This is a genomic window from Microbacterium sp. Z10_103, assembly GCF_058310455.1.
The window spans coordinates 1,583,171-1,608,490 of the sequence record NZ_JBZEGK010000001.1 but is presented as its reverse complement, the minus strand read 5'-3'; the positions used below and the strand labels follow the sequence as shown (position 1 = coordinate 1,608,490).

Below are 25,320 nucleotides of genomic sequence, written 5' to 3'. Positions count from 1 at the left end.
AGTCTACCGCGAAATCCAGTACTTTCAGTGGGCCGACACGACTTCCCTGTGTACCCACTGGCCCGCACCCATTCGCGGTTTCAGATAGGTGCGACCACCGGATATGAGGAGCATGCTGCGGAACGCGCGGATCAGGTCGACCGTGACGTGGAGCTCGACGGCCATGGCCTCCTCGTGGCCCGAATGGATGATCTCGGCGACCTTGTAGGCGGCTAGGTCGATGTACCGCAGTGCCGCCCATTGGTCCGCTCGCCTTTCCTGTTTCGCGTTGACGGGGCCGAATTTGCTGCGGACGTCACCGAACACGGCGTGCGCGGCCTCGTGCGCTAGGACGGACCGGTGGAGCCGGCTCGCGAGTCCTGACTGGATGCGTATGAGGCGTTTGCGGTGGATGTACTCACCGTCGCGGTCGGGCGGGAGCTCGGTGTATTTGACGCGCACTGCAAGAGCTTCGATGGTCTCGTAGATGCGTTCTTCCATTACGTGGTTTCCGGCTCCTCGCCTCGGTCCTTGGACTTCTTCTTCGCCACCGCTTCGAGATCTGACTTCTCTGTTTTCTTGGTGTTGATGTCGATGACGGTCACGTTAGAGGAGGGGTCCGACATGGTTAGTTCGCGTTCGTCGGCGCGGGCTTTGAGGAGTTGCAGGATTTCGGAGTCGGGGACCTCTGCGAGCATCCGTCGCAGGCTGGCGCGGGTGGGGCGCGGCCGTTCGCGGTCGTCCCATTCGTTGGCTTCTCGGGCGCTGACGTCGAACCCGGCCGCTTTGAGTGCGTCGGTGGGGGAGACGCCGAGAGTGTTTGCGGTGATGATCGCGAGTCGGTGGGTGGGTGCCTCGTTGCCTCGTACCCATTTGCTTGCGCGGTCGCGTTTGATGTGGCCGGCGGAGTTGGCGACTAGGTCTGCTTGACGCCATCCGCGGCGCGTTAGCTGCTCGTCTAGCCACTTTCCCCACGCTGCTGCGCGCTCTACTTCACTCATCCCACAAGTGTTGCGCGCGCGCAAGTGGAAGTCAATCGCGGCGGGTGTTGCGCCAGACATACGTGTTGGGTATGGTGAGCACGACAGAATCTGTATCGAACACCAGACAAGGGGAGCGAATGTTAAGAATCGAACCCTCCGTGCTTGACCAGATCGCGCAAGAGCGCGGCTGGATGCACGAAAAGGGACGCCTCGCCGGAACCCTCAACGCGACGCTCATGGCCGAGAGGTTGGGCGTATCTGTGTCCACCGTCACCCGCGCCTACGACACCGGGGCGCTTGGGATGACGTTGCTGACCAGGCTCAAGGTCGCTAGCGGCTGGCCCCTCGATGACCTCGTTGAGGTCGCAGCGAATGGGGAGGTTGTGCCGTGAGCGAGGAACTTTGGAATGAGAAGGAAGTCTCCGAGAGATTCAACATCCCGGTAGGGACTCTTCGCTATTGGAGGGCACAGAAGGCCGTTCTGCCTTACCGGAAGCTGGGCGCACTCGTGCGGTATAACCCGGCAGAAGTGAAGGCCGCAATCGACGACGCCAAGGTCGAGGTGGCGTCATGAGCCCCCGCCGACACGACTACAAGCCCGAGGTCTCCTATACCCAGGCCCACCTGCGCCTGAAGATCGACCGCGGACGCCCCATCCAGTACAGCTGCGTCACCTGCGGAAACGCGGCCCGCGAATGGGCGTACGTGGGCGGTTGCCCTGACGAACTCCGTGACGACCTCGCCCGGCCGTACAGCCTCGACCAATCCCGGTATGAGCCGATGTGCGTTTCGTGCCACCGCCGCTTGGACCGAGCTCTCCGTGACGGTCGAACTGTGGACGTCTGTTCTCGCGGGCACGAGTGGAACGAAGAGAACACGGGCATCCGGGTCAAGCGCGGTCCGGGTGTAGGACTGCGGTTCTGCCGCGCATGCCACCGAGAAGACTCCCGCTCTCGTCGTGAGTCCCTGAAGGAGATGGCAGCATGACCGCCCCTATCCCGGCGTCGTTCGTTGCCGCCCGTTCCCGTGACACGCACCGGCAGTGGCGGCGTGAGGCGTCGTTGACGTTCATCAACGGTGTCCTGGCTGGGCTGTGTTTCCTGCTCGCTGGGACGACGGGCCTGCTGTTGATCATGGTCCTCCGCCACGGAGGTGCAGCGTGAACTACGCCCTGCTGTTTACCGGCCTGTACGGCTCGGTACTACTCCTCATATTCGTGATCATCGCGTCGGTGGCGGGGTGGCGAGAAGCTGCCCTGGTCATTGCAGTGACGGTCGGGATGCTCCTCGCCATCGTCGGACTCGTCTTGTTCTGGCTTTGGGTTGCGGGGGGTGCAGCGTGAACGAGTTCACCGCATCCAACGGTCAGAAGCTGTACCTCTCCGAGAAGGGAATGATCGGGACTGTCCCGAATCCGTCCCTCCTGAACACGAAATCGGACCTCGGGGTTGCTCTCGCCGAGTTCTTCCGGGCTGAGGAAGACGAACGCCTCGGACGGTGGCGTTGGCCCGCCAACCCGGACTTCGTCGTGTACCACGCCCGCAATGTCAACGGGGACCACAAGGTTCTCAACCTATCCGATGGGCACGGAATGCTCTGGGGGCGCGACATGGAACCCGCGCCGCAGGGCAGTGACCTGGTGGAATCCGCCGCCCGAGCGTACTTCGACGCTCACCCAGAATCGAAACCCTGGCACAACGCCAAGCACAACGAAATCTGGGCTCTCTTTGTTGCGATCCAGGACGAAGCGTACCGCGTGGACGTGGACGCCTTTGTCCCGGTGAACAACCCTGGACGAGTTCGCATCCCTCTCACGGACACCCGCGTCAAGTCCGCCCGCCGCATCTGGCCTGAGGGGGTGGCGTCGTGATCCGCCGCATCCGCTGGTCGATCGTTCTCGTCGCCGCCGGGTTCATCCTCATCCCCATCGCATGGGCCGGCACCGGGTTCAACGGTGCCTCACTCCTCGGGGTTCTCGTGTGGGTGGGGTCGGTGTGTGCGGAGTTGGAGTGGCAGTGCCATCACGCCCCGTATGGGGATGAGTCGTCTGCGGAGTGGGCTGCCGCAGCAACCGTATGGGAGGAAACCCAATGATGTACGCATCCAAGACGCCCCGCGACCTGAACCACGACCCGCTGCCCTGGACCAACCCGAAGTTTGGCGGTCCGGGCATGCGATACAGCCGTTGCGTGAACTTCGAGTACGGCCCGTCAGTACACATTCCCCGCCGGGAGTTCGATCACGTCCAGCACAACGAACCGAACCCCATCCTCATCGAATTCCGGGACGACGCGGAGGACATGGTCAAGGCGCGCGCATGGGATACCGCGCGGACAGCAGCGGACTGGTTGCGCAACTCGGGGGAGTCCCTCGAATCCTGGGGCAACACCCCGGCTGAGATCGAGCACGCACGCCGCGTGTTGACCCGCCTCGCACGAATCGGGGCCGGCGCATGACCCCCCTGGACAGGAGGGCACGCCTCGACACCCTCAAAACCCACCGGGCACAACTCGACAACGCCTACGAACACACCCGCACCTGGCATGAGAACCAGATGCTCATGGAGGAACAGTCCTACCACCAGGACCGGGACCTTCTGGACTCGCTCATTGGTGACCTGATCGACGAGATCGAAGCCGAAGAAGGCGACGAGCGATGATCAACGACATCGCAGCAACCCTGGCACTGGACGCACTGCCGATTGGGTCTCAGGTCGCAGCCGCATTCGTCGACCATGACGACACCGCGACCGTCATCCTCTTCGAGCACCGCATGCACGAGGGCGAGCGTCGCTGGTGGGACATGACGCGCAACCACGTCTGGTGGACGGCTCGCGAGATCGTCCAAGCACACGACGACATGGTCGTGACTGCCAACCCCGGGCACGCAGGCGCCGATCCGGCCGAGCGGGCCGCCTCGTGACCGCCGCGGACCTGGACAGGATCCGGGAAGACCACGGCCTCACCCAGATACGCCGCGAAGACACCCGCTGGCAAGCCGCACACCTCTCCTTCGGCGTCTCCTACCGCACCGGATACCGCACAGGTTTTTGGGACGCCGTCGAATGGGTCCTCGCCACACAACGCGCCATGGACCGGCTCGACACCGCCGACATGGTCGCAGAACTCCGAAAAGGCGCCGGCTCCCTGTACTACCCGCTGTTCGAACACGACCCCGCACGATTCCTCGAGTGCCCGAGGTGCGATATGCGAACCCTGCATACCGCTGACGGCTGCTCCGACTGCGGCCACGACCACCAGTAACCACCCGAAAGGACACACCCGACATGACCGAACAAATCGACCACGTCAAGGTCGCCATGGACAACTTGGAGGCAGCAGACAACCACGAAGGGAATCCGCTCGAACAGGTGGCGTGGGTGGGCGCCGCTCAGGTGCACGCGACTCTCGCGCTCGTGGAACAGCAGCGCATCGCCAACACCATTGCCTTCGGAAACGCCAAACGCGAAGACCTCATCTGGGCAGCCGAAGGGGACCAACTCCTCGAATGGCTCCGCGACGGGAACGGTGTCGCCGGATACCTGTCCGACGCTCAGAAGGAAGACCTGGGGGTCGAGTGATGACCGTCACGTACTACCGGGATATCGTCCAGGGCTCCGACGAATGGCTTGAGGTGAGGCGTGGGCTCATCACCGCATCCAACATCGGCAAGCTCCTCACCCCCACCCTCCGCGTCGCCGACAACGACACCTCCCGCAACCTCACCCTCACACTCGCGGCCGAACGCATCACCGGCCACATCGAATACCAGCACCCCTCGTTCGACATGATGCGCGGCACCGACGACGAACCATGGGCGCGCCTCGCATACGACGAACACCACGCACGGGTCGAAGAAGTCGGGTTCGTCGTGCGCGAAGAAGCCGACTACAAGATCGGCTACTCACCGGACGGCTTGGTGGGGGACGACGGTCTCATCGAAATCAAGTCCCGCCGCGCACAAGGGCAGCTCATCGCGATCCTGAGCGACCGGGTACCCAACGCCAACATGGCCCAGTTGCAGTGCGGCATGTTCGTCACCAGCCGGAAGTGGGTCGATTACGTGTCGTACAGCGCCGGCCTCCCGCTCTATGTGAAGCGCGTGTATCCAGACCCCGAATGGCACGCCGCCATCGAAGCCGCCGCAACCATCTTCGAGGTCAACGTCACCGACACCATCACCCGCTACCAGAACGCCTCCCGACTCCTCCCGGCCACCGAACGCCGCCCCGAACTCGACGAAATCAGGATCTGACCATGGACATCGCATCGACCACGCAACCCAAATCCGACCAACAGAACTTCGATGACTACATCGCCGGACCCAAGACCGTCACCGTCTCCGAAGTCCGCGCCGGGAACGCAGAACAGCCCGTCGAAATCCACCTCGTGGAGTACCCCGGACGCCCGTTCAAACCCTCCAAATCCATGCGCCGCGTACTAGTCCAAGCATGGGGACCGGAAGCGTCCGTCTACACCGGGCGCCGCATGACCCTCTACGGCGACCCCACCGTCAGATTCGGCGGACAGGTCGTGGGTGGCATCCGCATCAGCCACCTGTCCCACATTGACGGGCCGTTGAACGTGTCGCTGACGGTGACGCGGGGCAAGCGTGCCGCGTTCGTCGTCCAGCCGCTCCCCGAGCTCGCACCACAGCAAGCACAGAAACCCGACCGGGCAGCGGCAGCCCTATCCGCCATCAAGGCTGCCCCCGACACGGCAGCACTCACCAAAGTGTGGGACCGCATCGTCGCAGGCGGGCTCGACAACAACCAGACACTCGCCGCCGCACGGGAAGCCCGCAGCGACGAACTACGCGGACTGATCTGACCCGGGGGTTGGGGCGTGCGCCAACACGAAACCCCCAACACCCGGTACCCACGCCAACCAAAGGAATGAAAGACCGTGAGCAAACCCATCATGCCCGGCGACGACACGTTCGTCACGTTCGTCCCCGGCAACCCCGTACCACAAGGATCCAAGACCGCGTTCGTCGTCGGGAACCGGGCAGTCGTCACCGACCAGAACCAGGCCAGGCTCAAACCCTGGCGTGCAACCGTCTCCGAATACACCGACATGGGTCACGAATTCCACGGACCCGTCACCGTCACCCTCACGTTCCACATGCCCCGCCCCATCAAGCCGAGGTGGGCGCGACCCGCGGTCAAACCCGACATCGACAAACTCACCCGCGCAGTCCTCGACGGGATCACCGACTCCGGCCTCATCGAGGACGACGCCCGCGTAGTCGACCTGCACGTCGCCAAGGTCTACGCCATGCCCCTCGGCGTGAACATCAGCGTCACGGCGGTCACAGCATGACCAACCCAGAGCGTCCCGAACAGTGGATGGACGAGGCGTTGTGTGCCGAGACATCTATCGAAGCCTTCTTCCCCGAGAAGGGCGCGATCGATAGGTCATCGATGGCACGCAAAATATGCGCCAACTGCGACGTCGCCGCCCAGTGCCTCGAGTACGCGCTGAGGAACGACATCGAATACGGGATCTTCGGCGGGGTAACCGCCCGTCAGCGTCGCACCATGCGAGGTGCAGCATGAGCGCCCCCATCAGGCACGCGGTCATCGCGGCCGTCCACGCACCCGAGACGCTCCCCAAGGAACGCCGGTACCCCTGCCGCGCCTCCTGCTGCAAAACACCGTTCTACTGCGCCAAGCAACGCAAGTGCGCCTGCCACCACATGGAGGTCGAAGAGTGATGCACAAGACCAAACGTGACCTCGCTGAGTCGTTCCTGCGGATGCTCACCGGCCCCCACGTATCCAACGCAGGCAACTACGTCGCCAACGCATACAGGTACGGGGTGCCCGTGGGTCGCATCATCGCCATCACCGGGTTCGAAGCCGACCTCATCGTCCAATGGATCGAGGAAGACGCCTGATGGTCTGGTTCAAGGTTGACGACGGTTTCTACACGTCCAAGAAGGTGCTCAGCATCCCACGCACGCACCGCCTCGCAGCGGTCGGGCTGTGGACGATGGCGGGCAACTGGTCCGGGCGGGAACTGTCCGATGGGCGTGTCCCCGAGTACGTCCTCGCCGAGCTCGGCACGACACCGAGGCTCCGCCAAGCGTTGGTCGAGGCTCGGCTGTGGCTCGACCGAGGCTCGGACGGTATCGAGTTCCACTCGTGGGCTCAGTACCAGCCGACGCGCGCCGAAGTTGAAGCGGAGAGGGCAAAAGCCGCGGAAAGACAAAGGAAATGGAGGGAACGGCAAGGCGGAGTGACGCGTGACGACACCGTTAGTAACGCCGTTACGGGCACCGTTACTGCACCCGTGACTAACGGTGCCCCGACCCGACCCGACCCGACCCGACCAATAGATGCTTCTAACGAAGCATCAAAGCCGCGCAAGCGCGGCACTCGCGTTCCCGATGACTTCACCATCACCGACGACATGCGCGAATGGGCAAAGACCGAAACCCCCCACGTCGACATCGACCGGAAACTGGCCGAGTTCGTCGACTACTGGCGAGGAGTCGCAGGGGCCAAGGGCGTCAAGCTCGACTGGGTCGGCACATGGCGCAACGGGATGCGGAAGCAAGAAGAGTTCGCCCTCCGAGACGCAGCCGCACGCCCCGACACGGCACCCCGCAAGCGGTACCAGTTCAACGCGGGATCCGACCAATGAGCCGGGTCAACGACGCCGAACTCGCCACCCTCGGAGTCATCCTCACCACCAACGGACGAGTCCTCGACGACATCACCCTCACCGGAGACGACTTCCTCGAACCCCGACACGGGGACCTGTACGACGTCATGGCGGGGGAGTGGGCGCAAGGCCGCCCAGTAGACGCGTTCACACTGTCGGAGAAGATCCCCGCAGAGTCCGCGTTCCTGTTCTCGCTCACATCCGCGCCCGTGTCCGCAGCGTCCGCGACGTACTACGCCGACATCATCCGCAAACACGCGTTGCGACGTCGTCTCGCATCAGCCGGCGCTGCCCTCGCTAACCTCCCGAGCTCCATGGACGCAGCGGAAGCAGCCGACCACGCCCGCGCGATCGTCGAACAAGCCATCGGCACCGGGGAAGCGGCAATGCGGTTCGTGAAAGACGTACTCCCCGCGGTCATGGAACGCCCCGAAGGGGAGACCGTGTTCACCCCGTCACCGTGGCCGTCCCTGAACGCCGCGATTGGTGGGTTCCGTCCCGGTGCCGTGTACGTCGTCGCCGCCCGCCCCGGTGTCGGTAAGACGGTCATCGCAGCGCAGATCGCCACACGGCTCGCTGAGGAGGGTGTGGTGGCGTTCGCGTCGCTCGAGATGACCGCTGAGGAGTTGGTCGCCCGGCTCGTGTCCGAACGGCTACAGATCAACGTCGGCCACATCAAAGACGCGAAACTCACCCCCCACGACATCGCCCGCTACCGGTCCCGCAAAGCCGTCCTCGAAGACCTCAGCATCGCCATCGACGACCGTTCCGGGATCGCCCCATCCGACATCCGCACCTTCGCACGCGCCGCCTCCAAGAAAGGGCAACTCGCGGGGATCGTCGTCGACTACATGCAACTCATGGTGTCGAAGTCGAAACAGGACCGGCACCTACAGGTCGCGGAGTTCTCCCGGCAACTCAAGATCCTCGCCAAAGACCTCCAAGTGCCCGTGATCGCCCTGTCGCAGCTCAACCGCAACAGCGAAGCGACCGCCCTGTCCGTCCCGAAACTGTCCGACCTCCGCGAGTCCGGCGCCATCGAACAAGACGCCGACCTCGTACTGCTACTCCGCAAAGAGGGCGACACCGAAGACCCCCGCGCGAACGTCGAACTCGTCATCGACATCGCGAAGAACCGGCACGGGCGCACCGGGGAAATCAAGCTCCGCTGGGACGGCGGTTACTCCCGCGCCGTCGAGTGGAACCACACCGACAAGACCTACTGAAAGGAAACCGAATGACCACCGTAACCGTCTACACCAAGCCGAAATGCGTTCAGTGCGACGCAACCAAACGCGCCCTCACCGACGCGGGGATCCCGTTCGAGGTGGACGACATCACCAAGCCCGAGAACCTCACCGCTGCACTCGCCCTTGGGTTCAAATCCGCACCCGTGGTCATCGCAGGCGACCAAGGGTGGTCGGGGTTCCGCCCGGATCTCATCGAAGAACTGTCCAACCGAATCAAGGAGAACAACCAGTGACCGAAATCAAAGACGGCGTCTACTCGCAAGTCGCCGGCACCGTAGGCCGCGTCAACGACGGCCGATTCACCATCGAAGTACAGCGCCCGCAGGCGAAGTACCCCGACTACGTCACCGTATGGAAGCCCGACTTCCAGGTCGCGCAGGGTGACCGGATCGCCGTGAAGGGGTGGCTGTCGTGGAAGAAGACCGAACGCAACGACAAGGTCTACGTCGACGTGTCCGTGAACCTGCCGCAGCTCGTGTCGCACGAGCCCGGGACGCCAGCACCGGCTGACGCGTGGGGTTCACCCGCCGAGGACCCGAATTTGCCCTTCTGACCCACCGCACCCTGTCCGGGGTTGGTTCGCCAATAAGCCAACCCCGGACACCCCAACCAAAGGAAACGAAATGACCGAACAACGAGACGAACTGCTCATGCGAGCGTCCAAGTCATTCGAGAACATCAATATCGAGGAAGGGTCGCACGCCGCCCTGGTCCGCGACCTCTGGCAAGAGCTGGTGGTAACACCCGACATCGAAGGGATCGTCGGATTCATCGACCAGACCATCTACGCCAACGAGGACAACGGCCCCGCGGTCACCTGGCGCAACTCCGAGGTGATGCAGATGCTGGGCGATCTCCGCCGGTGGCTCCTTCCGGAAGACGAAACTGAGGAGCAGTCGTGACCAGTGATCTGTTGAACGCGGTCGACTCCCTCACCCTCCCGGTGTCGGAGAAGATCACCCAACCCATCTACCGCACAGTCCTCGACGAGAACCAGCGCCCGAAGACCACCGACAAGGGCGAGATCATCCGCGTAATGATCGGGGAACGGACCATGCGGCTCAACCACGCCCCACTCCTCGACCGCCTGGAAGCCGCCATCACCTCGAGCATGGCCCGACACGGGGGAGGAGGAACCGACAAACACGCGCGCAACCTCCTCGACTCCCAAGCCCTCTTCGAAGCCATGCGGATCACCGCGGCGATCAAAGACTGGTGCGGGATCGTCGGGATCCGGGCGACACGGAACCCCACGAAAGACCTCCGCGCCTGGTACACCGCACGACTCGCCACCAACCCCGAGTCGGACGAGTTCTACATTGACCAGCTCTACAAGTGGTCGCGGGTCATCACCTCGAAACTCAACCAGCCCAGGTCGTGGGAACTCGCAGCACCCTGCCCGCTGTGCAAAGCCACCACCTGGGTTGACATGGTTGACGACAACGGCCGGCACGTCGAAATCGAACGAAACCGGCCCATCGTCGTCGAATACTGGCCCGACCAGCTCGACATCGCCGCCACCGCAACCGCGAGGTGTCGGGCGTGCATGGAGGAGTGGTTCGGGGAGGACGCGCTGAAACGCCTCAACGACGGTCTCGACACTCCGGTGAAAGAAATCACCGTTACGGGTGGTGAAGAAGTTTCAGACGTGGTAACCTGAGGTGCACGGAATTTTTGTGCCCATTTTCAGGAGAAGCCCCTGGTCCCAACGGATCGGGGGCTTCTCCCGTTAACACGACTCCCCGCTGGTTTCGCTGACTCTGATGTCGACGGCTAGGGCGGGTGAATAGCCCCCTTTGGTTGGGGCGTATCGCCGTGCACCGGTCTGCACGGTTACCGGGGTTGGGGTGCGGTTTCGGGTGGCCGCCCCCAACCCCACTTCCGGGGCTGACAGGTTCGCCCCACGAATTTCAGGAACCGACCGTTTCTGAAACGCGTGGGTAATCCGGTTTCGATACCGGCAGCTCCACAATGCGAGGACGAGCGGTTGCGTCCGGGCCCTGGTTCCCGGTCGGCCGCGGTGCACCCTTCGCAGAGGTGACGTGAGCTCGGCTCGGCAGAGCAACCCGCACGCGACGGCGTGAGCACGGGTAGGCGTCGGTTCAAATCCGGCACGTCACCACCCCTCCCGCTTCCCCCGGTCCCCGCCACCCGAACCCGATCGGAGCTAAACCGTGTCGCTCGCCGACGAACTCAACGCACTCCGCGAAACCAAACCGCGCACGTTCGAGCAGTGGTGCGAAGTCGCGGAACCAGAAGACCGGCTCCTCGTCCTCGAAGCCATCCAGGACCGGACACTCCTGCCCAACGCCCTGAGCGTTGTACTCCGCAAGAACGGCGTACCAGTGTCGAGGGAGACCATCATTGCTCTCCGCGAACAGGGGATCCGCGATGACTCTCGCAGCTGACCTCAACGCCCTGTCGATCCCCGTGCCGCCCAAGCAATACCAGCAGCACGCCGAATACGACACCGAAACCGGCAAAGGCACAGGCGCCACCGGACCCGTACGCGTCAAAATCACCGACGAACGGCAACTCCTCGAGCTTGCCGGCTTCGACCCCGACGCCTTCCGCATCAGCGGCAAAATCGCCCAATGGACCAAAACCCACCACGACCGCGAAGACACCTACAGCTTCTTCTTCCAAACCGAGATGACCCGGCCCGAAGAAGACACCATCAACCTTCCCGCCCTGTACGCCGCCGCGAAACGCAAACCGCGAAACCCCACCATGGGTACGGCCGAAAGCCGAGTAACCGTCGTCGCGCTCAGCGACGTGCAGGCAGGGAAGGTTGACCACCGTGGGGGAACCCCGGAACTTGTCGACCGTCTCGAAGAGAAACGGCACAAACTCGCCGCGCACCTCAAGACACGCAAACCCTCCCGCACGGTCCTCGCCGAAGTAGGCGACCTGTTCGAAGGGTTCGAATCCGGCGGTAACCCCATGTTCACCAACGACCTCTCGTTGGCGCAGCAGATGGATCTCGCCGGCACGGAACTGTACCGGTTCATCGAACTCATGCAACGCCACGGTCACGTAGACGTCGTCGCTGTGACCTCCAACCACACCGCGTGGCGTCGGGGAAAACAGCAACTCGGACGTCCCGGAGACGACCTCGGGTTGTTCGTCCACAAGCAGGTAGAGAAAGTCGCAACCGCGGCCGGTATCGACGCGTCCTGGACCACCCCCGGCATGTACGAAGAATCAGTCCTCATCGACGTCCTCGGCACCAAAGTCGGCGTCGTCCACGGGAACCAGTTCGGTGCAGGCCAAGCGATCACCTGGTGGCAGAAACAGCAACACGGCGGCGGAGCAACCGCACCGGCCGACATTCTCCTCACCGGCCACTACCACAACCTCACCGTCATGCCCTCAGGCCGCAACCCCAACACGGGGCGAGCCAAGTGGTGGCTTCAGTGCCCTACGACCGATTCGGGTTCGTCATGGTTCGCCAACGCGTCCGGTGGCACCGACTCCGACCCGGGCATCCTCGTGTTCGACATCACCGAGAACGGGTTCGACCTGTCCTCCCTCACTGTCCTCTGAGTGCTGCACCAACACTTCCCCACGGATGTGTTGGCACAGACCCTACCCGCCAACACATCCCGCCCCCCTTGCACGTGCCAACCCCCAGAAACAAACGACGAGCCAAGAGCTTGATGTATACACAAGCTGGGCGAGCGCGGCACACACAAGGAACCAACCCCTGCAACCGTCTGAACCCGCGAAACACAATCTCACCGGGGCGAACGAGCCTAAACACGAGTACGCGCGGACGAGTGAAGCGGAACACAGGGACACGCCACAAACGTTTCGCTAGCGAAACATTTATGGCACCCCAACGAACGGGGAACACCATGGGTGAATGGGTTGGATGCGACGGGCCACGCTGCCCAGCACGCGCATACGTCACCGCCTACATCAGCCGACACTCCTTGACGTATTGCGGGCACCATTATGCGGTTTACGCATCCCAGCTCGCGGAAGCCGCGGACTGGATCGTCGACGAACGCTCCAACATCACCGCCTAACTGTTGGCAACCGAACCCGGTACCAACACTTCGCCTAGGAAGGCACGGTCGTGTATGCGCTTCAGGACCACGGTGTCCCAGTAATCCTCGGCACCCTACGTCGAGCCGTCGATTGGGTCGAGCCGCCCGCAGAGGGCGAATACCTACTCGTGTGCCACGAAGCCGGAGACGACTGATGCCTAGGCGAATCGTGGATCACGAACGCTTCCGCCGTGACGCACTCCGCGAACCCACGCAAGCCGACCGAGACCGCGTCCGGGAAGAACTCGCCCAGACACCCGCATGGTGGGACCGCGCGTACGCGGCGCTCGTCGCTAAGAACTTCCCACCCAAACCGTTCAACCCGGACGAGCACGAAGGCCACGAACTCATCGAGACCCGCACCTACGCCAACACGGTAGTGCGCATCATTTGCGCGTCATGCCCCGGAGACGACTGATGAGCGACGTGCAGATCGACCGCTGCCCCACATGCTCCATCCCCGTATTCGCGAGGATCGACGGCGCCACGTACGACCTCATCCCGGAAGGGCAGGACAGCGAATGAGCGTTGACACGAAGGCAGCCCTCGAAGCCGCCCTCACCGCACACATCGCCAACCTCACAAACGGCGACATCGTCACAGACTGGACCCTCATCGCCGCCACAACCACCGTCGAAAACATCGGCACAGGCACAACCCGGTACTGGTGCGAAGGCAACGAAGGACAACCCGTCCACGTCACCATCGGCCTCCTCCAATACGGACGCGAAACCACCACATGGGCACACGACGATGACTAAGGCGGAAGCATGACCCCCGCCGAACTCGAAGCACACGGGCTACACCAATGCCCCGACTGCCTCACCACACACGCCAGCGAATCCGCGCTCATGTACTGCTGCAACCCCGCATTCGACAAGCCCGGGTTCGTCCGCGGCTACGAACTCGGATACGACTAAGGTCCACCGGTAACCTTCCACCCATGAGCAAGAAACGCAGCGTTGGTCTCGTCACCATCACCCTCCTCGCCCTCACTGGGTGCGCCACCGCCCAAGAGCCGGCCACCACAGAGCCAGCCGCAACACCAAGCGAAACCACCACCGCAATCAACTGCCTCGAGATCACACCCGACGCCATCGCCGGCCTCCAATGGGGACTCGACCAGAAACAAAACAACATCACCGTAGAACGTGGCGCCGCAATCGCGACAGACGACTACTGGATCGTCGCAGGACTAATCACCGGCCCCGGCCTCGAAGAAGGACACACCGCCATCTGGTCGACCTTCAAAGACCCGACCACCACAGGCGAGTTCGCCTACTCATCCATCGACGCGGTAGCCGCCGAGTTCTCCGCATACGAGCAACCCGAAGGCGGATCCCTGGCCTGGCCCAACGCCGAAGAATCGCGCGACTGCCTCGACTAACCCAGGGGAGGGTCAATGCCGACCCACACCCACAACACCAACGGACACCGACGCCGCGAACTACGACGCCGGGTCCTAGCCGAAGAACACTACTGCGCACTCTGCGACCAGCCAGTGGACAAGACGTTGCGATACACCCCCGGAGCCCACGCCAAGAACTGCCCCTCCCCTCAGAACAGCCCCACCCCCACACGCGAACCCACCTGCCCCGGCTGCATCCCCCACCCCATGTCCGCGGTAGTGGACGAAGACATGCCGCGAGCTAGAGGCGGATCACCATACGACCGATCGAACTGCCACCTGATGCATCGCGCCCACAATCGGTGGAAGGGCACCATGACCCTCGCCGAAGCCAGGGCCAAGTGGCACGGGCAGACACAGTCGCGCGAGACAACACAGGCGCAACGATCGCAGGTCAAACCGTCAGACGGATGGTGAAAACAAAAGGTCTATCAAGCGCGGAACATTTCCACCGCAAAGACCGTGGGGGGTACCCCTCAACCCCCGGCCACGGCCCGCCCAAGGCATTCAGCCCACTTTCACACGCAGAACGTCGTTCCACAGCGGTAGGATAGAAGCGGCCCGAACGAGTGCTACTAACACTCGCCGGGCCTAACCAGAACCACCTAGGTCTAGTAGGGGATTCAATGGCTGAGAACCAGTCTATCTGCGCGGCGGACGAATGTTTACGCCCGGTTGCGATTGTCACACGTGGGTTGTGCGCCAAGCACTACAAGGCGGCATGGCATCGTGGTGAACTTCCCGAGAGCCGCCTGCCGGATCGCGACTGTGGTTCCTGCGGCACGTCGTTTACTCCGGCGCATGTCCTAACTAAGTACTGCTCGCAACGTTGTGTTAACACGGTTCGGGACAGCAAGCGCGGCCCCGAGTGCGCCGACTGCGGGAAGAAGATGTACCTCACGCGGGTGGTAGCTTCCGTCCCGGTATGCCAGATGTGTCGACGTGCCCGACAGGGATATCGGGCTCGCGCTGCCGCAATCGAGCAGACGTGGTCGTGCGTTGATTGCGGCCTCGACTGTACTCGTCCGGCTGTGCGGGGCCAGCGGCCTAAGTGGTGTGACACCTGTCGCCGCGTACGAGGCTTGCGGGAAATCAAGATATCCAAGGCTGGCCGGCTAGCGATATACGCCCGGGATGAGTGGCGGTGTTGGTTGTGCCTCGGCGAGGTGGATGCGGGGCTCATCGGTTCTTCCGAGAAGCTGCGCCCGTCGCTGGATCATGTTATTCCCTACTCACTCGGCGGGTCCGACGATGCTGCCAACTTGCGACTTGCGCACCTGTGGTGCAACTCGGTCCGGTCTGATGGCCGCACTTATTCTCCGGAGGATTTCCGTGACTCTTCTCGAATCAGCCGCGTCGGGTGACCGGCTAGCGGCCCTGCGCGACCTCCGGGATCTACTGGCGGAGTCCATCGCGTCCTGTGAGTCGTTACGCGATTTGGCGTCGCTGACAGCTCGGTTCCAATCAGTTCTCGTGGAGATCGCGGAACTGCAATCGCAGGAGCAGAAGACGGGTGATCCGATTGATGAAATCGCGGCCCGTCGCACTGCTCGGGGAGGCTCCACCGCGCGTCCTGGTAAAGCCAAGCGCGGTCAGGGCTAACTCGTGGGAGGACGTCGCTGACCTGTCCGCTAAGGCGGGCATTGTTCTTGACGGTTGGCAGGAACTGATCCTTGAGGCCGCGATGGGGGAGCGTTCCGACGCTACCTGGGCCGCGAAGCGTGTCGGCGTCACTGTTCCGCGGCAGAACGGCAAGTCTCAGCTTCTCGTGGCACGAGCCCTAGCCGGCGTGCTGCTGTTCGGGGAGAAGAAGATTGTCATCTCCGCTCACCAGCAGGACACGGCCCGGGAGGCTTTCTCGAAGCTGATCGAGATCCTTGAGGCTGACGGTAACGGCTGGTTGATGGATCGTGTGCGCCCTAACGGGATTATGAACGCGATCAACCGTGAGGCTGTGAAGTTCAAGAACGGTGCGACGGTCCAGTTCAAGGCGCGTACGGGTGCTGGTGGCCGCGGTTTCTCGTCTGACTGTCTTTTGTTGGATGAGGCGCAGCGGTTGAAGCGTGCCGCGTGGGTGTCGATCAACTCGACGATGTCGGCTATGCCGAACCCGCAGGTGTGGTTGTTGGGTACTCCGCCGACTCCTGAGGATGACGGTGACGTTTTCACGAGCATTCGTGCGGCTGCGGTTGACGGTGTGTCGACGGCTGCGGCTTGGGCTGAGTGGGGTGCGGATCCTCATGCGGAGGACTTTGACCCTGCGTCTGAGTACACGCGTTGGCAGGCGAACCCGGCTTGGAACACTCGCATAAATCACGAGATCGTGCAGGGCGAGTTCGAGTCGTACACGCCTGAGGAGTTCGCTCAGGACCGTCTCGGGATTTGGCTTCAAGACTTTGGTGTGGTTGCGGGAACGCGGGCTATCTCGCAGCAGGAATGGGATGACTCCGGTGTTGGTGAGAAGCCGGATGGCTCTCCGTCGTACTCCGTTGCCTTCTCGTATGACGGTGGGCGGGTTGCGGTTGCGGGTGCTGTGAAGCATGACGACGGTTGCCATGTCGAGTTGATCGATGTTGGCGCTGACTCGACGGAGGCTGGGCTAGGCGGACTCGCCGACTGGCTCGCTGAGAGACGGCGTGCGGCTTCTGTGTTCGTGTTTGCGGGGTCTGCGGGCGCTGGGCTTCTCAAGCAGCTGATGGTTGATCGTGGCGTTGCGGATAGGAAGATCCGGGTTGCTTCGACGCCGGACTATTTGCAGGCCTGCGCGATGCTCCGCGACTCGCTACGAGACGGAACTGTCACACACCTTCAGGGTGCGGGGCAGCAGGTTCTTCACGACTCGGTGGCAATCACTGATGTGGATAAGCGTGGCCGGTGGGTTGCGACCACGTCCGATGGTGACGAGACGCCCGTTGAAGCAATCAGTTTGGCCCTGTGGGGGGCACGTACAAGTAGGCAACGCTCCGGCGCGGCTGTTTTCCGATAGGAGGGGGTTGCCGTGGCGTTGACCAAGGAGCAGGCACTTGACGCGTTGAAGACCGTCCTCGAGAACCAGCGGGCGATTGAGCAGCCCCGGTTGGATCGGATTCACCGGGCTTTGAGCGTGGACCCGGGTCGGGTTTTCACTCCGACGCAGCAGATCCCTGAGGACGCGCCGCCGCTGATGAAGGCGTTGGCTGCGGAGTCGGAGACGAACTATCTGCCGTTGCTGGTGAAGACGTTCTCGCAGGTTATGAAGGTGGACGGGTACCAGACGGCCACGGATGAGGGCCGCGAGTCGCCTTGGGTTTGGTGGCAGCGGAATCGGATGGATTCGCGGCAGACGGGCCTTGTCCGGTCGGCTATCTCATACGGCGCGGGGTATGCGACTGTGCTTCCGGGCACGTATGGGCGGGGTTTGACTGGCCCCTCGGTGGAGTTGTATTCGGCTCGCCGCATGACAGCCCTGTACCAGGACCCTGAAGCGGACGAGTGGCCAATGATGGCCGTGTCGTTCGACGAGTCGTCCAAGGGTGCGCAGATTTTCTCCCTGTTTGATGAGGAGTTGGTGTACCGGTTCGGGGTTGATGCTCCGACTGCGCGGATCCTCCCGGAGATGTCCTCGATTCTGTTCGGGTCGCAGCGCATGACCTACCTCGATCACCGCCCTCATGGGTTCGATGTGCCTCCTGTTGTGCGTTATCGCGACCGAAACCTCCTGGCCGGCGAGGAACAGTTCGGGATCGTGGAGCCGCTTCTGAAGGTTCAGGAGCGCATCAACGAGACCACGTTCGAGATGATGGTCGCCCAGTATTTCCAGGCGTTCAAGCAGCGGTACATCATCGGGTGGGTTCCGAAGTCGGAGCAGGAAGAACTGAAGGCGGGCGCTGCTCGCATGTGGTACTTCGATGAGGACCCGGGGGAGATGAACATTGGCGAGTTGCCGGGTTCGTCGCCGGAGCCGTACATCAAGACCCGTGAGTCCGCGCTTCGTGATTTCGCGGCGCTTGGTCAGGTGCCGGTGCAGACGCTCGGTATCGACGGGATCTCCAACATCTCAGACGCGACTTTGGCTGGTCTTGAGGCGGCTAAGAACCGTGAGGGTGGCGAGATTATGACTTCCCTTGGGGAGTCGCATGAGCAGCTTCTCCGCCTGTGCGCTTTGAGCGACGGGAACCTCGCGGCTGCGGACGACTATGAGGCGGAGATCCGTTGGCGGAACTTCGAGGCCCGTTCGTTTGCTCAGACCGTTGACGGTCTCGGCAAGCTCGCGACGATGCTCGGTATCCCGTCTGACGCTCTCCTTGAGGATGTCCCGGGGTTCACGGGTCAGCGGCTTGAGCGGGTGCGGGAGTCGATGCAGAAGCAGGCGGCGACGTCACGGATTCAGGCTTTGGTGAACGCGACACGGAACCCGGTGGTGAACAGTGGCGAGCCAGCAGCAACTGTCGGAGTATCGGGAAGCGACACGCTCCCTGGTGGCCCTAGCTCAGCGTGATCTGCGCGGGTTCTGGGGTTCTCTGAACCTGTCCGGTGATCCGACGCGGGTGCGGGATGCGTTCCTTGAGTTCTACCCCGAGTTGGTGACCTTGTATGGGGAGCCTGCGGCGGTGTTGGGTGCGGACTGGTACGACATGCTCCGTGATGTTCCGCCTAGTGCGGCGTCGTTCGCGGCTGTTACCGCTAGCACCGTGGCGGTTGAGCAGGCGGCGTCGTCGGCTCGGTGGGCGTTGGGTCCCCTATTCCAGGGTGACCCGGATGCCGCGTTCGAGCTCTTGGGGGGCGCCACGCAACGTCTCGTGATGCAGCCTTTCCGGGACAGCGTCTTCCAGTCGGGCAGGGCTGACCCCCGCACGGCACGGTTCGCGCGGTTGCCCGTTGGGGCCACATGCAAATTCTGCACAATGGTCGCCTCAAGGGGTTTTGTCTTCGCTACGGCCAATAGTGCGGGGGACTCGAACCGGTGGCATGACTCGTGCGACTGCATGATCGTCCCCGGCCAGTCTGAGGCCGACTACCCGGAGGGTTTTGACCTTGCGGAGTATCGGCGGGCGTACCGGGAGGGTTCCGGCATAGGCCGCGATCTCCCGCCTGACGGCGGCGCGTAACGCCTGGCAACTCTCAGATTCAGGGTCACCTTCGGGTGGCCTTTTGTGCTTCCGGGGATTCGTTCCCGGTGTTTGACCGCCTGAACCGCAACGGGGACGGCACCTTCCGAAACGGAGAAACCGCATGCCTGAAACCACCGATCCTGTTACCCCTCCTGTTCCGACTCCGCCGGCACCGCCGGCAACGGAGCCCGCTGAACCCAAGCCGACCGAAACGGTCGAGTTCTGGAAGCAGAAGGCCCGCGAGCAGGAGAACCGAGCCAAGTCGAACGCGGAGAAGGCGCAAGCCCACGACGCGTATGTCGAGTCGCAGAAATCGGAGGCGCAGCGTCTCGCTGATGCTGCCGCTGCTGCGAAGCGCGAAGCCGACGAAGCTCGAGCCGTTGCCGCCCGTTACAAGGTGGCCGCGACTCACGGGGTCGGCCCTGAGTTCTTCGATCTGCTCGGAGACGGCGACGAAGCGGCAATCGAGGGCCGCGCGCAGGCGCTCTCTCCTCTGCTGAAGCTTCGTACCGAATACGAGCAGTTGAAGGCCGAGAACGAGGCATTGAAAGCGGGGAAGACCCCGGCGCTTATTCGCCCTGTCGCAGACCTGAAACCAGGCGCGACACCGCAGGCGGAACCCGCACCGGACACGTCTTATCCCACGTCATGGCTGCCGCAGTCGCGTCAGCCCAACAAGTCCTAAGGAGAAACCAAGATGGCTAATGAGTCCATCCCGGTCTTCCGTCCGGGTGCTGACCTGACCGCTACGGCGTCGGGTGCGATCACGGGCAAGACCTTTGTCAACATCAGCGCGGGTTACACGCTCGCCACTGGTGTCATCCCCACGGTGGTCACTGCGACCGCTGCTGGCCTGTCGCTCGGTGTGGCGGCTTTCGACGCGGCTTCGGGTGCAACGCTCCCGATCATCGTCGGCCCCGGTCACATCACCCCGGTCACCGCTGGCGGCACTATCGCTGTCGGCGCTGAGGTTGAGGTCGGCGCTTCGGGCCGTGCCGTGACCTTTTCGGCCGGTATCAAGCGTGGCCGCGCCCTGTCCGCCGGGACTTCCGGCACCGACGTCCTGGTCCAGCTCTACTAAGAAAGGGGGGTAACTAGATGCCTACTTACAATGCTTCCGCATACCCGCTCGGCGCGCCTGTCGTCGCCGGTGAACAGATCACCGTCGCGACCATGCTCAACGAGCCCACGCGTATCACGCGGTACCTGTCGGACATCTCCCTCCGGGGATTTATCTCGCCGCTGATCTTCAACACCGGTGGGGGTGTTTCGGGTGGTGCTGTCGTTTACGACCAGCTCTCCCTGAACGATCTCTTCCCGACCCGTGACGTTCAGGTTGTCGCGCCCGGTGCTGAGTTCCCCATCGTCACTTCTGAGAACGGTACGCCTCTGGTGGCGCCGGTCGAGAAGTTCGGTGGCAAGTTCTTCGTCACCGACGAGGCTCGCGACCGCAACGACGGTGGAACGATTCAGCGTGAGGGCCGCAAGCTCGCCAACGCGATCATCCGCAAGATCGACGCCCGGTCCATCGCGATCCTGGACGCCGCCGTGTCGGCGAACAGCTCGCAGACCGTCGTCGGCGTGAACTGGTCGACCGTGGTCACGGGCGGTACCTCCACGTCGAACGCGTCGGCATGGCCCGCCGCGGACCTCGCGAAGGTTCAGCTCCTCGCGGACACTCAGGAACTGGGTGTGCAGTACGACACCTGGATCGTGAACCCCGCGCAGCTCGCGCAGTTCCGTCTCGTGTACGGCAACTCGTGGTCCGACGTCGTCGATGCTTACGGCATCACGATCGTGCAGTCGAACCGTGTCCCCGCGGGTACCGCCTACGTGGTCGAGTCCGGTCAGGTCGGTGACCTCCTCATGGAGAAGCCGCTCACGACCGAGACCTACCGCGAGGCTGGCACGCAGCGCACCTGGGTGCAGTCTGACTGCCGCCCGGTCGCGTTCGTGACCAACCCGTTCGGTGTCGTCAAGGTCACCGGCCTCGCGGGCTAACACAGCCCCATGCCGCAGCGCACCGTGAATGTCGGTGTGATGACCTACGTCGGGGAGGGCGGACTTACACAGTTCGCCCTCTCCGGCGCGGTCGTCAACGTAGCCGACGAAGACCTTGACCGGTTCGACCGGTACAACGGGACCCCGCCCGAGGATAAGCCTCGACGTAAGCCGGGACGTCCCCCCAAAGACAAGTAATTGAACACACCGGGGGCCACCATGTTTCCATATGCAACCGCCGAAGATGTGGCCGCCCGCTGGCGAGAACTCACGACTGAAGAGACATCGATCGTCACGACATTGATCGGGGACGCGGCGGACGTGATCCAGGTCCGCTGGCCCTGCGTTGACGCACTGATCGAGGCTGGCACCGTACGCGCGGAGACGCTGGTACGGATCGTTTCGAACATGGTCCGCCGCGCGATGATGAACCGTGACACGGAGGGCGTTACGCAACTCCAATCGACCACGGGGCCGTTCTCGGATGGGATGACGTTCTCCAACCCGAACAACAACCTGTACATCACCGCCGATGACATCAAGATCCTGGATCTCCTGTGCGCGAGTGCTCCGCGAGCTCGGATGGGCTGGCTGGCATGATGTCGCGGCTCAGGGGCGAAACGGTCACCGTTACCCGTCCGGGCGGCGTGCCGACTGGGGATTATGACGAGCAGGGCAACCCGATCCTCACGGGTGATTTGACGTTCACGATTGAGGGTGTCGCGCCGGCGCCTGGGACGCGTGAGGAGCAGCAGGAGCCGTTCGGGCCACGGTCTACGAACGCGTTCACCCTGTACCGGCGCGGTGACCTTGATTTGCGCGCTGATGACCTTGTGACGATCCGTGGCACTGCTGGTTGGCAGGTTGTTGCGGATGCGTCGTCGGTTGACTGGGTGAACCCGTATACGGCGTCGTTTGTGGGGTCTGTTGCTGAGGTGCGGAGGGCGTCCTGATGGCCCGTGTGAAGGTGAAACCGGCTGGTTCTAGCCGCCGGGTGATGCGGGATCTGGCGAACTCTTCGGAGATTGCCGCCCAGTTGGAGCCGCTTGCGCGTGCGGTGTATTCCGGCGCCCGGGGTGACCCGAACGAACGGTACGTGTCGTTCCTGTTCATCCGTCAGCACCGTTCTCGTGGCCCGCTGGGGCGTGTGTCGTGGCGGGTTGGTTGTGAGGTGCCGGAGCTGGGTCGTCGTGTTGAGGCTGAGCGTGGCACGTTGGCTCGAGCGTTGGGGGGCGCGGGTGTTTGATGTTCGCTTCCCTATCACTGACGGGCCTATCACCGCGGGGATTCGTGCGGCCCTGTTGCCGTCGTGGTCGGGTCTTGTTGTTGCCCGGAAACGGCCGGCGGTCATGCCGAAACGGCTCATCACCGTCCGCAACGATTCCGGCCCCGCGGTGGATGTTCGGTCGCTCCGCAGGTACGGGGTCAACGTGTGGGCTGACAACAGTCTCGACGCGGAGAACCTCGCACTGGATGCGATGAAAGCGTGCCGTGCCCGGATGGGTCCGGTCGTGTTCACCGACGAGTTTTCGGGGCCGTACGAGATCGACGACGCCCCCGCGTTCACGTTCGCCGGTAACCCCCTGTTCCACCACTACTACACCTTCAGGGCAACCGTCCGGGGTCAATAAAAGTCAACGCCGCGCTCCTCCCACGTGGCTCTATTTAGGAGAAGCACCATGGCTGGTAAGAGCACTGAAGAGGTGTACATCGGCGTTGACGGGATCGTGTCTGTGGGCACGGGCCTCGCGACCGCCCCGACGTCGGCTGAGTCCGTCCTGGGGACGGGGTGGAACGACCTCGGGTATGTGTCCGATCAGGGTGTCGACGAGACCATCAACCAGTCCTCGACGCCTCTGCGGGCGTGGCAGAACCGGAAGATCGTTCGCACTCTCGTTGAGGAAAGCGACGTGCAGTACCACTTTGTGTTGTTGCAGTCGTCCGCGGATGTGGTCGCGTTCTACTACGGCGGCACGGTCGCAGCTGACGGGTCGATTGTCATTGACCCGTCCGTTGAGCGCCCGCACGTGAAGTTCAACCTGGATGTCATCGATGGTGACAACCAGATCCGTGCGTACGCGCCGGATGCTCAGGTCACTGAGGTGGGTTCGCAGGTGTACCGCAACGGTGAGCCGGTCGGTTACGAGGTCACGGTCACGTGCACCCATGACGACGCCATCGGCGGTTCGGTGAAGAAGTGGTATTCGGCGCTCGTTGACGAGACGCCGTGATTGACGGGTGCGGTGGGTTCTGGGAGGACGCCCACCGCACCTACCCTCCCTGTCCTTCCTTACTGATTGGAGTTCTCCCATGGCCGAACCGGTCAAGTTCACTGTCGATGATGTCGAGTACGAGTTGCCTGTTTTCACGCTCACGTCGGGTGAGATGCGGAAGCTGCGTTCCCTGAGCAACATCGACGCCCTGTACACCCTCCTTGAGATGCGCGGTGATCCGAAGCTTGTTGAGGCGTCGGACAAGCTGCCGTTCACTGAGGCCGCGAAGCTGTTCACCGACTGGATGCAGGGTCTCCGCCTGGGGGAATCTTCTGGCTCCTCGAGCTGATCGAGGAGCACCCGGAAGCGGTGGCCCGGGACTTCCGGGAGAAGTTCGGGGTGTCCGCGTTCGAGATTGGTCGGTCGCTCCGTTGGGATGAGGCGTTCCATCTCGCACGGTCCCTGTTCCGGGATATGTCGTCGTGGGTGTTCGCGGCGCTGTCGGGTTGGGATCGGCCGGTGCACCCGTTGGAGCCGGTCCTGTCGGACCAGTACGACCTCGCGAATCAGAAGTTTGTGAAGCAGCGGGTGAAGCCCTATCCGCGGCATTGGTTGGGGCGCACCCGTCTGGGTGGGAAGTCGAAAGGTGTCAGGACTTCCGCTGATGTGCGGAGGTTGCTGCGCCGCGAGTAGTCAGTCGAGGAGTGCGCGGTTGCGTTTCACGTAGCGTTCTAGGGCCGCGCGCACCTCGTCCGATACGGATTCCCCCCGGGCTGCTGCGACGCGCTGAGCGTCCTCCCACAGTTCGTCGGGGATGCGGATGCCACGGATGGGCGTGCGGGGCTTGTTCGGCACGCGGACCATTGTGTCAGCCAAGGCGACCCTCCCGGTTGAGGATGTCCATGATGCTGTCGTCGGCGCGCCACTCCATCTGGCCGTGCACGTTGTCGTAGATGTCCACGGCCCCGCCGTCGGACTCTACGATCACGCGGGTTATCCAGCGGCCCTCCCATTCGATGAGGACTTTCTTGGCGGACTCGTGCAACGAGGCGTGGGTCTCACCCCGCGCAGCGAGGTTCGCCGTCGGTACGTTCAACGCTGGGGTGTTCTCTGACATCTGCATGCCCTTCAGTATGGTCGGTTGCCGACACGGTGCCTACAACTGGTTCTACTCTACAGGGTGTATGAACACCGCGCTATACTAGGTGTATGAACACCAAACGGAAAAGGACACTCCTCGACCGGCTCCGAGCCAAGACCCGACGCGCCCCCAACGGGTGCCTCGAATGGACCGGGGCAACCAACGGCCGCGGGTACGGGCAGATCTGGCGTGACGGGCGACTCGTGCCATCGCACCGCATCGTCTACGAACTCACGCACGGGCCCATCCCGGCAGGTCTCGTCGTCGATCACCTCTGCCACAACCGCGGATGCTGCGAACCGACTCACCTCCGCGTGGTCACGGACGCGATCAACAAGCAGAACCGCGCAGGCGCGCAGATCAACTCCCGCGCAGGGGTTCGCGGGGTTCTGACGACCGAGAACGGGCGCTACAAAGCACAGGTCCAGGTTGACGGTCAGGTCTACCAGTCGGAGCGGTTCGACACCGTCGAAGAGGCGGCAGAAGCCGCCGCGATCTTGCGGGCTAAGTACCACGCCCCGATCCCACAGATATAAC

General features: G+C 63.1%; 47 protein-coding genes and 1 pseudogene. 44 read left to right on the top strand and 4 right to left on the bottom strand.

The window, feature by feature from the left end; translation table 11 throughout:
* Nucleotides 1-24 precede the first annotated feature (24 nt).
* Nucleotides 25-480: an ImmA/IrrE family metallo-endopeptidase gene (locus tag AC4FS2_RS07750; RefSeq protein ID WP_491176968.1), complete on the bottom strand. Its 456-nt coding sequence runs from the start codon at nucleotides 478-480 to the stop codon at nucleotides 25-27.
* Complete coding sequence (locus AC4FS2_RS07745) at nucleotides 480-980, bottom strand: hypothetical protein (protein ID WP_491176966.1); 501 nt, start codon at nucleotides 978-980, stop codon at nucleotides 480-482. The genes AC4FS2_RS07750 and AC4FS2_RS07745 overlap by 1 nt, the downstream gene beginning before the upstream one ends.
* 140 nt (nucleotides 981-1,120) lie before the next feature.
* Between AC4FS2_RS07745 and AC4FS2_RS07740 the strand changes: the two genes are divergently transcribed.
* From AC4FS2_RS07740 to AC4FS2_RS07530, 43 genes and pseudogenes are all read left to right on the top strand, one after another.
* Entirely contained in the window at nucleotides 1,121-1,354 is a 234-nt protein-coding gene (locus tag AC4FS2_RS07740; RefSeq protein ID WP_491176963.1) for a hypothetical protein, read from the top strand.
* Nucleotides 1,351-1,536 (top strand): MerR family transcriptional regulator, encoded by a 186-nt coding sequence (locus AC4FS2_RS07735; RefSeq protein ID WP_491176961.1) that lies wholly within the window; start codon nucleotides 1,351-1,353, stop codon nucleotides 1,534-1,536. The genes AC4FS2_RS07740 and AC4FS2_RS07735 overlap by 4 nt, the downstream gene beginning before the upstream one ends.
* 409 nt (nucleotides 1,537-1,945) lie before the next feature.
* Nucleotides 1,946-2,125, top strand: coding sequence for a hypothetical protein (locus AC4FS2_RS07730; RefSeq protein WP_491176958.1), 180 nt, complete (start codon nucleotides 1,946-1,948; stop codon nucleotides 2,123-2,125).
* Nucleotides 2,122-2,304, top strand: coding sequence for a hypothetical protein (locus AC4FS2_RS07725; RefSeq protein WP_491176956.1), 183 nt, complete (start codon nucleotides 2,122-2,124; stop codon nucleotides 2,302-2,304). The genes AC4FS2_RS07730 and AC4FS2_RS07725 overlap by 4 nt, the downstream gene beginning before the upstream one ends.
* Entirely contained in the window at nucleotides 2,301-2,831 is a 531-nt protein-coding gene (locus AC4FS2_RS07720) for a hypothetical protein (RefSeq protein ID WP_491176954.1), read from the top strand. The genes AC4FS2_RS07725 and AC4FS2_RS07720 overlap by 4 nt, the downstream gene beginning before the upstream one ends.
* Entirely contained in the window at nucleotides 2,828-3,055 is a 228-nt protein-coding gene (locus tag AC4FS2_RS07715) for a hypothetical protein (RefSeq protein ID WP_491176951.1), read from the top strand. The genes AC4FS2_RS07720 and AC4FS2_RS07715 overlap by 4 nt, the downstream gene beginning before the upstream one ends.
* A complete protein-coding gene (locus tag AC4FS2_RS07710; RefSeq protein WP_491176949.1) occupies nucleotides 3,052-3,417 on the top strand; it encodes a hypothetical protein in 366 nt (121 codons plus the stop codon). The genes AC4FS2_RS07715 and AC4FS2_RS07710 overlap by 4 nt, the downstream gene beginning before the upstream one ends.
* Complete coding sequence (locus tag AC4FS2_RS07705) at nucleotides 3,414-3,620, top strand: hypothetical protein (RefSeq protein WP_491176947.1); 207 nt, start codon at nucleotides 3,414-3,416, stop codon at nucleotides 3,618-3,620. Before AC4FS2_RS07710 ends, AC4FS2_RS07705 begins: the two co-directional genes overlap by 4 nt.
* Nucleotides 3,617-3,883: a hypothetical protein gene (locus AC4FS2_RS07700; protein ID WP_491176944.1), complete on the top strand. Its 267-nt coding sequence runs from the start codon at nucleotides 3,617-3,619 to the stop codon at nucleotides 3,881-3,883. The genes AC4FS2_RS07705 and AC4FS2_RS07700 overlap by 4 nt, the downstream gene beginning before the upstream one ends.
* A complete protein-coding gene (locus AC4FS2_RS07695; RefSeq protein WP_491176942.1) occupies nucleotides 3,880-4,224 on the top strand; it encodes a hypothetical protein in 345 nt (114 codons plus the stop codon). The genes AC4FS2_RS07700 and AC4FS2_RS07695 overlap by 4 nt, the downstream gene beginning before the upstream one ends.
* Before the next feature lie 23 nt (nucleotides 4,225-4,247).
* The gene (locus AC4FS2_RS07690; protein ID WP_491176940.1) at nucleotides 4,248-4,541 is read left to right on the top strand and encodes a hypothetical protein; all 294 of its coding nucleotides are present in this window, start codon (nucleotides 4,248-4,250) and stop codon (nucleotides 4,539-4,541) included.
* The gene (locus tag AC4FS2_RS07685) at nucleotides 4,541-5,215 is read left to right on the top strand and encodes a lambda exonuclease family protein (RefSeq protein WP_491176937.1); all 675 of its coding nucleotides are present in this window, start codon (nucleotides 4,541-4,543) and stop codon (nucleotides 5,213-5,215) included. The genes AC4FS2_RS07690 and AC4FS2_RS07685 overlap by 1 nt, the downstream gene beginning before the upstream one ends.
* A gap of 2 nt (nucleotides 5,216-5,217) precedes the next feature.
* Nucleotides 5,218-5,790 carry a hypothetical protein gene (locus tag AC4FS2_RS07680; RefSeq protein WP_491176935.1) on the top strand — a complete coding sequence of 191 codons (573 nt, stop codon included), beginning with the start codon at nucleotides 5,218-5,220 and terminating at the stop codon, nucleotides 5,788-5,790.
* 75 nt (nucleotides 5,791-5,865) lie between these two features.
* A complete protein-coding gene (locus tag AC4FS2_RS07675; protein ID WP_491176932.1) occupies nucleotides 5,866-6,282 on the top strand; it encodes a RusA family crossover junction endodeoxyribonuclease in 417 nt (138 codons plus the stop codon).
* On the top strand, nucleotides 6,279-6,518 hold the full coding sequence (locus tag AC4FS2_RS07670; RefSeq protein WP_491176930.1) for a WhiB family transcriptional regulator: 240 nt from the start codon (nucleotides 6,279-6,281) through the stop codon (nucleotides 6,516-6,518). Before AC4FS2_RS07675 ends, AC4FS2_RS07670 begins: the two co-directional genes overlap by 4 nt.
* Before the next feature lie 157 nt (nucleotides 6,519-6,675).
* Nucleotides 6,676-6,858: a hypothetical protein gene (locus tag AC4FS2_RS07665; protein ID WP_491176928.1), complete on the top strand. Its 183-nt coding sequence runs from the start codon at nucleotides 6,676-6,678 to the stop codon at nucleotides 6,856-6,858.
* On the top strand, nucleotides 6,858-7,607 hold the full coding sequence (locus AC4FS2_RS07660; protein ID WP_491176926.1) for a hypothetical protein: 750 nt from the start codon (nucleotides 6,858-6,860) through the stop codon (nucleotides 7,605-7,607). Before AC4FS2_RS07665 ends, AC4FS2_RS07660 begins: the two co-directional genes overlap by 1 nt.
* Nucleotides 7,604-8,854 (top strand): replicative DNA helicase, encoded by a 1,251-nt coding sequence (locus tag AC4FS2_RS07655; protein ID WP_491176923.1) that lies wholly within the window; start codon nucleotides 7,604-7,606, stop codon nucleotides 8,852-8,854. Before AC4FS2_RS07660 ends, AC4FS2_RS07655 begins: the two co-directional genes overlap by 4 nt.
* An 11-nt stretch (nucleotides 8,855-8,865) precedes the next feature.
* Nucleotides 8,866-9,111, top strand: coding sequence for a glutaredoxin domain-containing protein (locus tag AC4FS2_RS07650; protein WP_491176921.1), 246 nt, complete (start codon nucleotides 8,866-8,868; stop codon nucleotides 9,109-9,111).
* Nucleotides 9,108-9,431, top strand: a complete 324-nt coding sequence (locus AC4FS2_RS07645) for a hypothetical protein (RefSeq protein WP_491176919.1) — start codon at nucleotides 9,108-9,110, stop codon at nucleotides 9,429-9,431. The genes AC4FS2_RS07650 and AC4FS2_RS07645 overlap by 4 nt, the downstream gene beginning before the upstream one ends.
* Nucleotides 9,432-9,501: 70 nt before the next feature.
* Nucleotides 9,502-9,780 carry a hypothetical protein gene (locus AC4FS2_RS07640; protein WP_491176917.1) on the top strand — a complete coding sequence of 93 codons (279 nt, stop codon included), beginning with the start codon at nucleotides 9,502-9,504 and terminating at the stop codon, nucleotides 9,778-9,780.
* Entirely contained in the window at nucleotides 9,777-10,538 is a 762-nt protein-coding gene (locus AC4FS2_RS07635) for a hypothetical protein (RefSeq protein ID WP_491176915.1), read from the top strand. Before AC4FS2_RS07640 ends, AC4FS2_RS07635 begins: the two co-directional genes overlap by 4 nt.
* Before the next feature lie 376 nt (nucleotides 10,539-10,914).
* A pseudogene (locus AC4FS2_RS07630) lies at nucleotides 10,915-11,000 on the top strand.
* A 52-nt stretch (nucleotides 11,001-11,052) separates the two neighbouring features.
* Nucleotides 11,053-11,286, top strand: coding sequence for a hypothetical protein (locus AC4FS2_RS07625; protein ID WP_491176913.1), 234 nt, complete (start codon nucleotides 11,053-11,055; stop codon nucleotides 11,284-11,286).
* Nucleotides 11,270-12,424 (top strand): hypothetical protein, encoded by a 1,155-nt coding sequence (locus AC4FS2_RS07620; protein WP_491176911.1) that lies wholly within the window; start codon nucleotides 11,270-11,272, stop codon nucleotides 12,422-12,424. Before AC4FS2_RS07625 ends, AC4FS2_RS07620 begins: the two co-directional genes overlap by 17 nt.
* Nucleotides 12,322-12,909, top strand: a complete 588-nt coding sequence (locus tag AC4FS2_RS07615; protein WP_491176909.1) for a DUF7455 domain-containing protein — start codon at nucleotides 12,322-12,324, stop codon at nucleotides 12,907-12,909. Before AC4FS2_RS07620 ends, AC4FS2_RS07615 begins: the two co-directional genes overlap by 103 nt.
* Nucleotides 12,910-13,099: 190 nt before the next feature.
* Nucleotides 13,100-13,348 (top strand): hypothetical protein, encoded by a 249-nt coding sequence (locus tag AC4FS2_RS07610; RefSeq protein ID WP_491176906.1) that lies wholly within the window; start codon nucleotides 13,100-13,102, stop codon nucleotides 13,346-13,348.
* A gap of 103 nt (nucleotides 13,349-13,451) precedes the next feature.
* Nucleotides 13,452-13,691 (top strand): hypothetical protein, encoded by a 240-nt coding sequence (locus AC4FS2_RS07605; RefSeq protein ID WP_491176904.1) that lies wholly within the window; start codon nucleotides 13,452-13,454, stop codon nucleotides 13,689-13,691.
* A gap of 9 nt (nucleotides 13,692-13,700) precedes the next feature.
* Nucleotides 13,701-13,850, top strand: coding sequence for a hypothetical protein (locus AC4FS2_RS07600; RefSeq protein WP_491176901.1), 150 nt, complete (start codon nucleotides 13,701-13,703; stop codon nucleotides 13,848-13,850).
* Nucleotides 13,851-13,873: 23 nt separating this feature from the next.
* Nucleotides 13,874-14,317 carry a hypothetical protein gene (locus tag AC4FS2_RS07595; RefSeq protein WP_491176898.1) on the top strand — a complete coding sequence of 148 codons (444 nt, stop codon included), beginning with the start codon at nucleotides 13,874-13,876 and terminating at the stop codon, nucleotides 14,315-14,317.
* Between the two features lie 647 nt (nucleotides 14,318-14,964).
* Nucleotides 14,965-15,702, top strand: coding sequence for an HNH endonuclease (locus tag AC4FS2_RS07590; RefSeq protein ID WP_491176896.1), 738 nt, complete (start codon nucleotides 14,965-14,967; stop codon nucleotides 15,700-15,702).
* A 149-nt stretch (nucleotides 15,703-15,851) separates the two neighbouring features.
* Entirely contained in the window at nucleotides 15,852-17,324 is a 1,473-nt protein-coding gene (locus AC4FS2_RS07585) for a hypothetical protein (protein ID WP_491176894.1), read from the top strand.
* Between the two features lie 12 nt (nucleotides 17,325-17,336).
* Nucleotides 17,337-18,815, top strand: a complete 1,479-nt coding sequence (locus AC4FS2_RS07580) for a phage portal protein (protein WP_491176892.1) — start codon at nucleotides 17,337-17,339, stop codon at nucleotides 18,813-18,815.
* Nucleotides 18,745-19,425 (top strand): VG15 protein, encoded by a 681-nt coding sequence (locus AC4FS2_RS07575; RefSeq protein ID WP_491176890.1) that lies wholly within the window; start codon nucleotides 18,745-18,747, stop codon nucleotides 19,423-19,425. Before AC4FS2_RS07580 ends, AC4FS2_RS07575 begins: the two co-directional genes overlap by 71 nt.
* Nucleotides 19,426-19,549: 124 nt before the next feature.
* A complete protein-coding gene (locus AC4FS2_RS07570; protein WP_491176888.1) occupies nucleotides 19,550-20,113 on the top strand; it encodes a hypothetical protein in 564 nt (187 codons plus the stop codon).
* A 12-nt stretch (nucleotides 20,114-20,125) separates the two neighbouring features.
* Nucleotides 20,126-20,509 carry a DUF2190 family protein gene (locus tag AC4FS2_RS07565; protein ID WP_491176885.1) on the top strand — a complete coding sequence of 128 codons (384 nt, stop codon included), beginning with the start codon at nucleotides 20,126-20,128 and terminating at the stop codon, nucleotides 20,507-20,509.
* 17 nt (nucleotides 20,510-20,526) lie between these two features.
* On the top strand, nucleotides 20,527-21,429 hold the full coding sequence (locus AC4FS2_RS07560; protein ID WP_491176883.1) for a major capsid protein: 903 nt from the start codon (nucleotides 20,527-20,529) through the stop codon (nucleotides 21,427-21,429).
* A gap of 198 nt (nucleotides 21,430-21,627) precedes the next feature.
* A complete protein-coding gene (locus tag AC4FS2_RS07555; protein WP_491176881.1) occupies nucleotides 21,628-22,029 on the top strand; it encodes a Gp19/Gp15/Gp42 family protein in 402 nt (133 codons plus the stop codon).
* Nucleotides 22,026-22,382, top strand: coding sequence for a hypothetical protein (locus tag AC4FS2_RS07550; protein ID WP_491176879.1), 357 nt, complete (start codon nucleotides 22,026-22,028; stop codon nucleotides 22,380-22,382). The genes AC4FS2_RS07555 and AC4FS2_RS07550 overlap by 4 nt, the downstream gene beginning before the upstream one ends.
* Nucleotides 22,383-22,778: 396 nt before the next feature.
* Nucleotides 22,779-23,060 carry a hypothetical protein gene (locus AC4FS2_RS07545; protein ID WP_491176876.1) on the top strand — a complete coding sequence of 94 codons (282 nt, stop codon included), beginning with the start codon at nucleotides 22,779-22,781 and terminating at the stop codon, nucleotides 23,058-23,060.
* A 48-nt stretch (nucleotides 23,061-23,108) separates the two neighbouring features.
* Nucleotides 23,109-23,660, top strand: a complete 552-nt coding sequence (locus AC4FS2_RS07540) for a phage tail tube protein (RefSeq protein ID WP_491176874.1) — start codon at nucleotides 23,109-23,111, stop codon at nucleotides 23,658-23,660.
* 79 nt (nucleotides 23,661-23,739) lie between these two features.
* Nucleotides 23,740-23,991 (top strand): hypothetical protein, encoded by a 252-nt coding sequence (locus tag AC4FS2_RS07535; protein ID WP_491176872.1) that lies wholly within the window; start codon nucleotides 23,740-23,742, stop codon nucleotides 23,989-23,991.
* Between the two features lie 50 nt (nucleotides 23,992-24,041).
* Complete coding sequence (locus tag AC4FS2_RS07530) at nucleotides 24,042-24,335, top strand: hypothetical protein (RefSeq protein WP_491176871.1); 294 nt, start codon at nucleotides 24,042-24,044, stop codon at nucleotides 24,333-24,335.
* Here AC4FS2_RS07530 and AC4FS2_RS07525 read toward each other — a convergent pair whose 3' ends face one another.
* Nucleotides 24,336-24,497, bottom strand: coding sequence for a hypothetical protein (locus AC4FS2_RS07525; RefSeq protein WP_491176869.1), 162 nt, complete (start codon nucleotides 24,495-24,497; stop codon nucleotides 24,336-24,338).
* Between the two features lie 13 nt (nucleotides 24,498-24,510).
* Nucleotides 24,511-24,765, bottom strand: coding sequence for a hypothetical protein (locus AC4FS2_RS07520; RefSeq protein WP_491176866.1), 255 nt, complete (start codon nucleotides 24,763-24,765; stop codon nucleotides 24,511-24,513).
* A gap of 86 nt (nucleotides 24,766-24,851) precedes the next feature.
* Between AC4FS2_RS07520 and AC4FS2_RS07515 the strand changes: the two genes are divergently transcribed.
* Nucleotides 24,852-25,319 carry an HNH endonuclease gene (locus AC4FS2_RS07515; RefSeq protein WP_491176864.1) on the top strand — a complete coding sequence of 156 codons (468 nt, stop codon included), beginning with the start codon at nucleotides 24,852-24,854 and terminating at the stop codon, nucleotides 25,317-25,319.
* Nucleotide 25,320 lies beyond the last annotated feature (1 nt).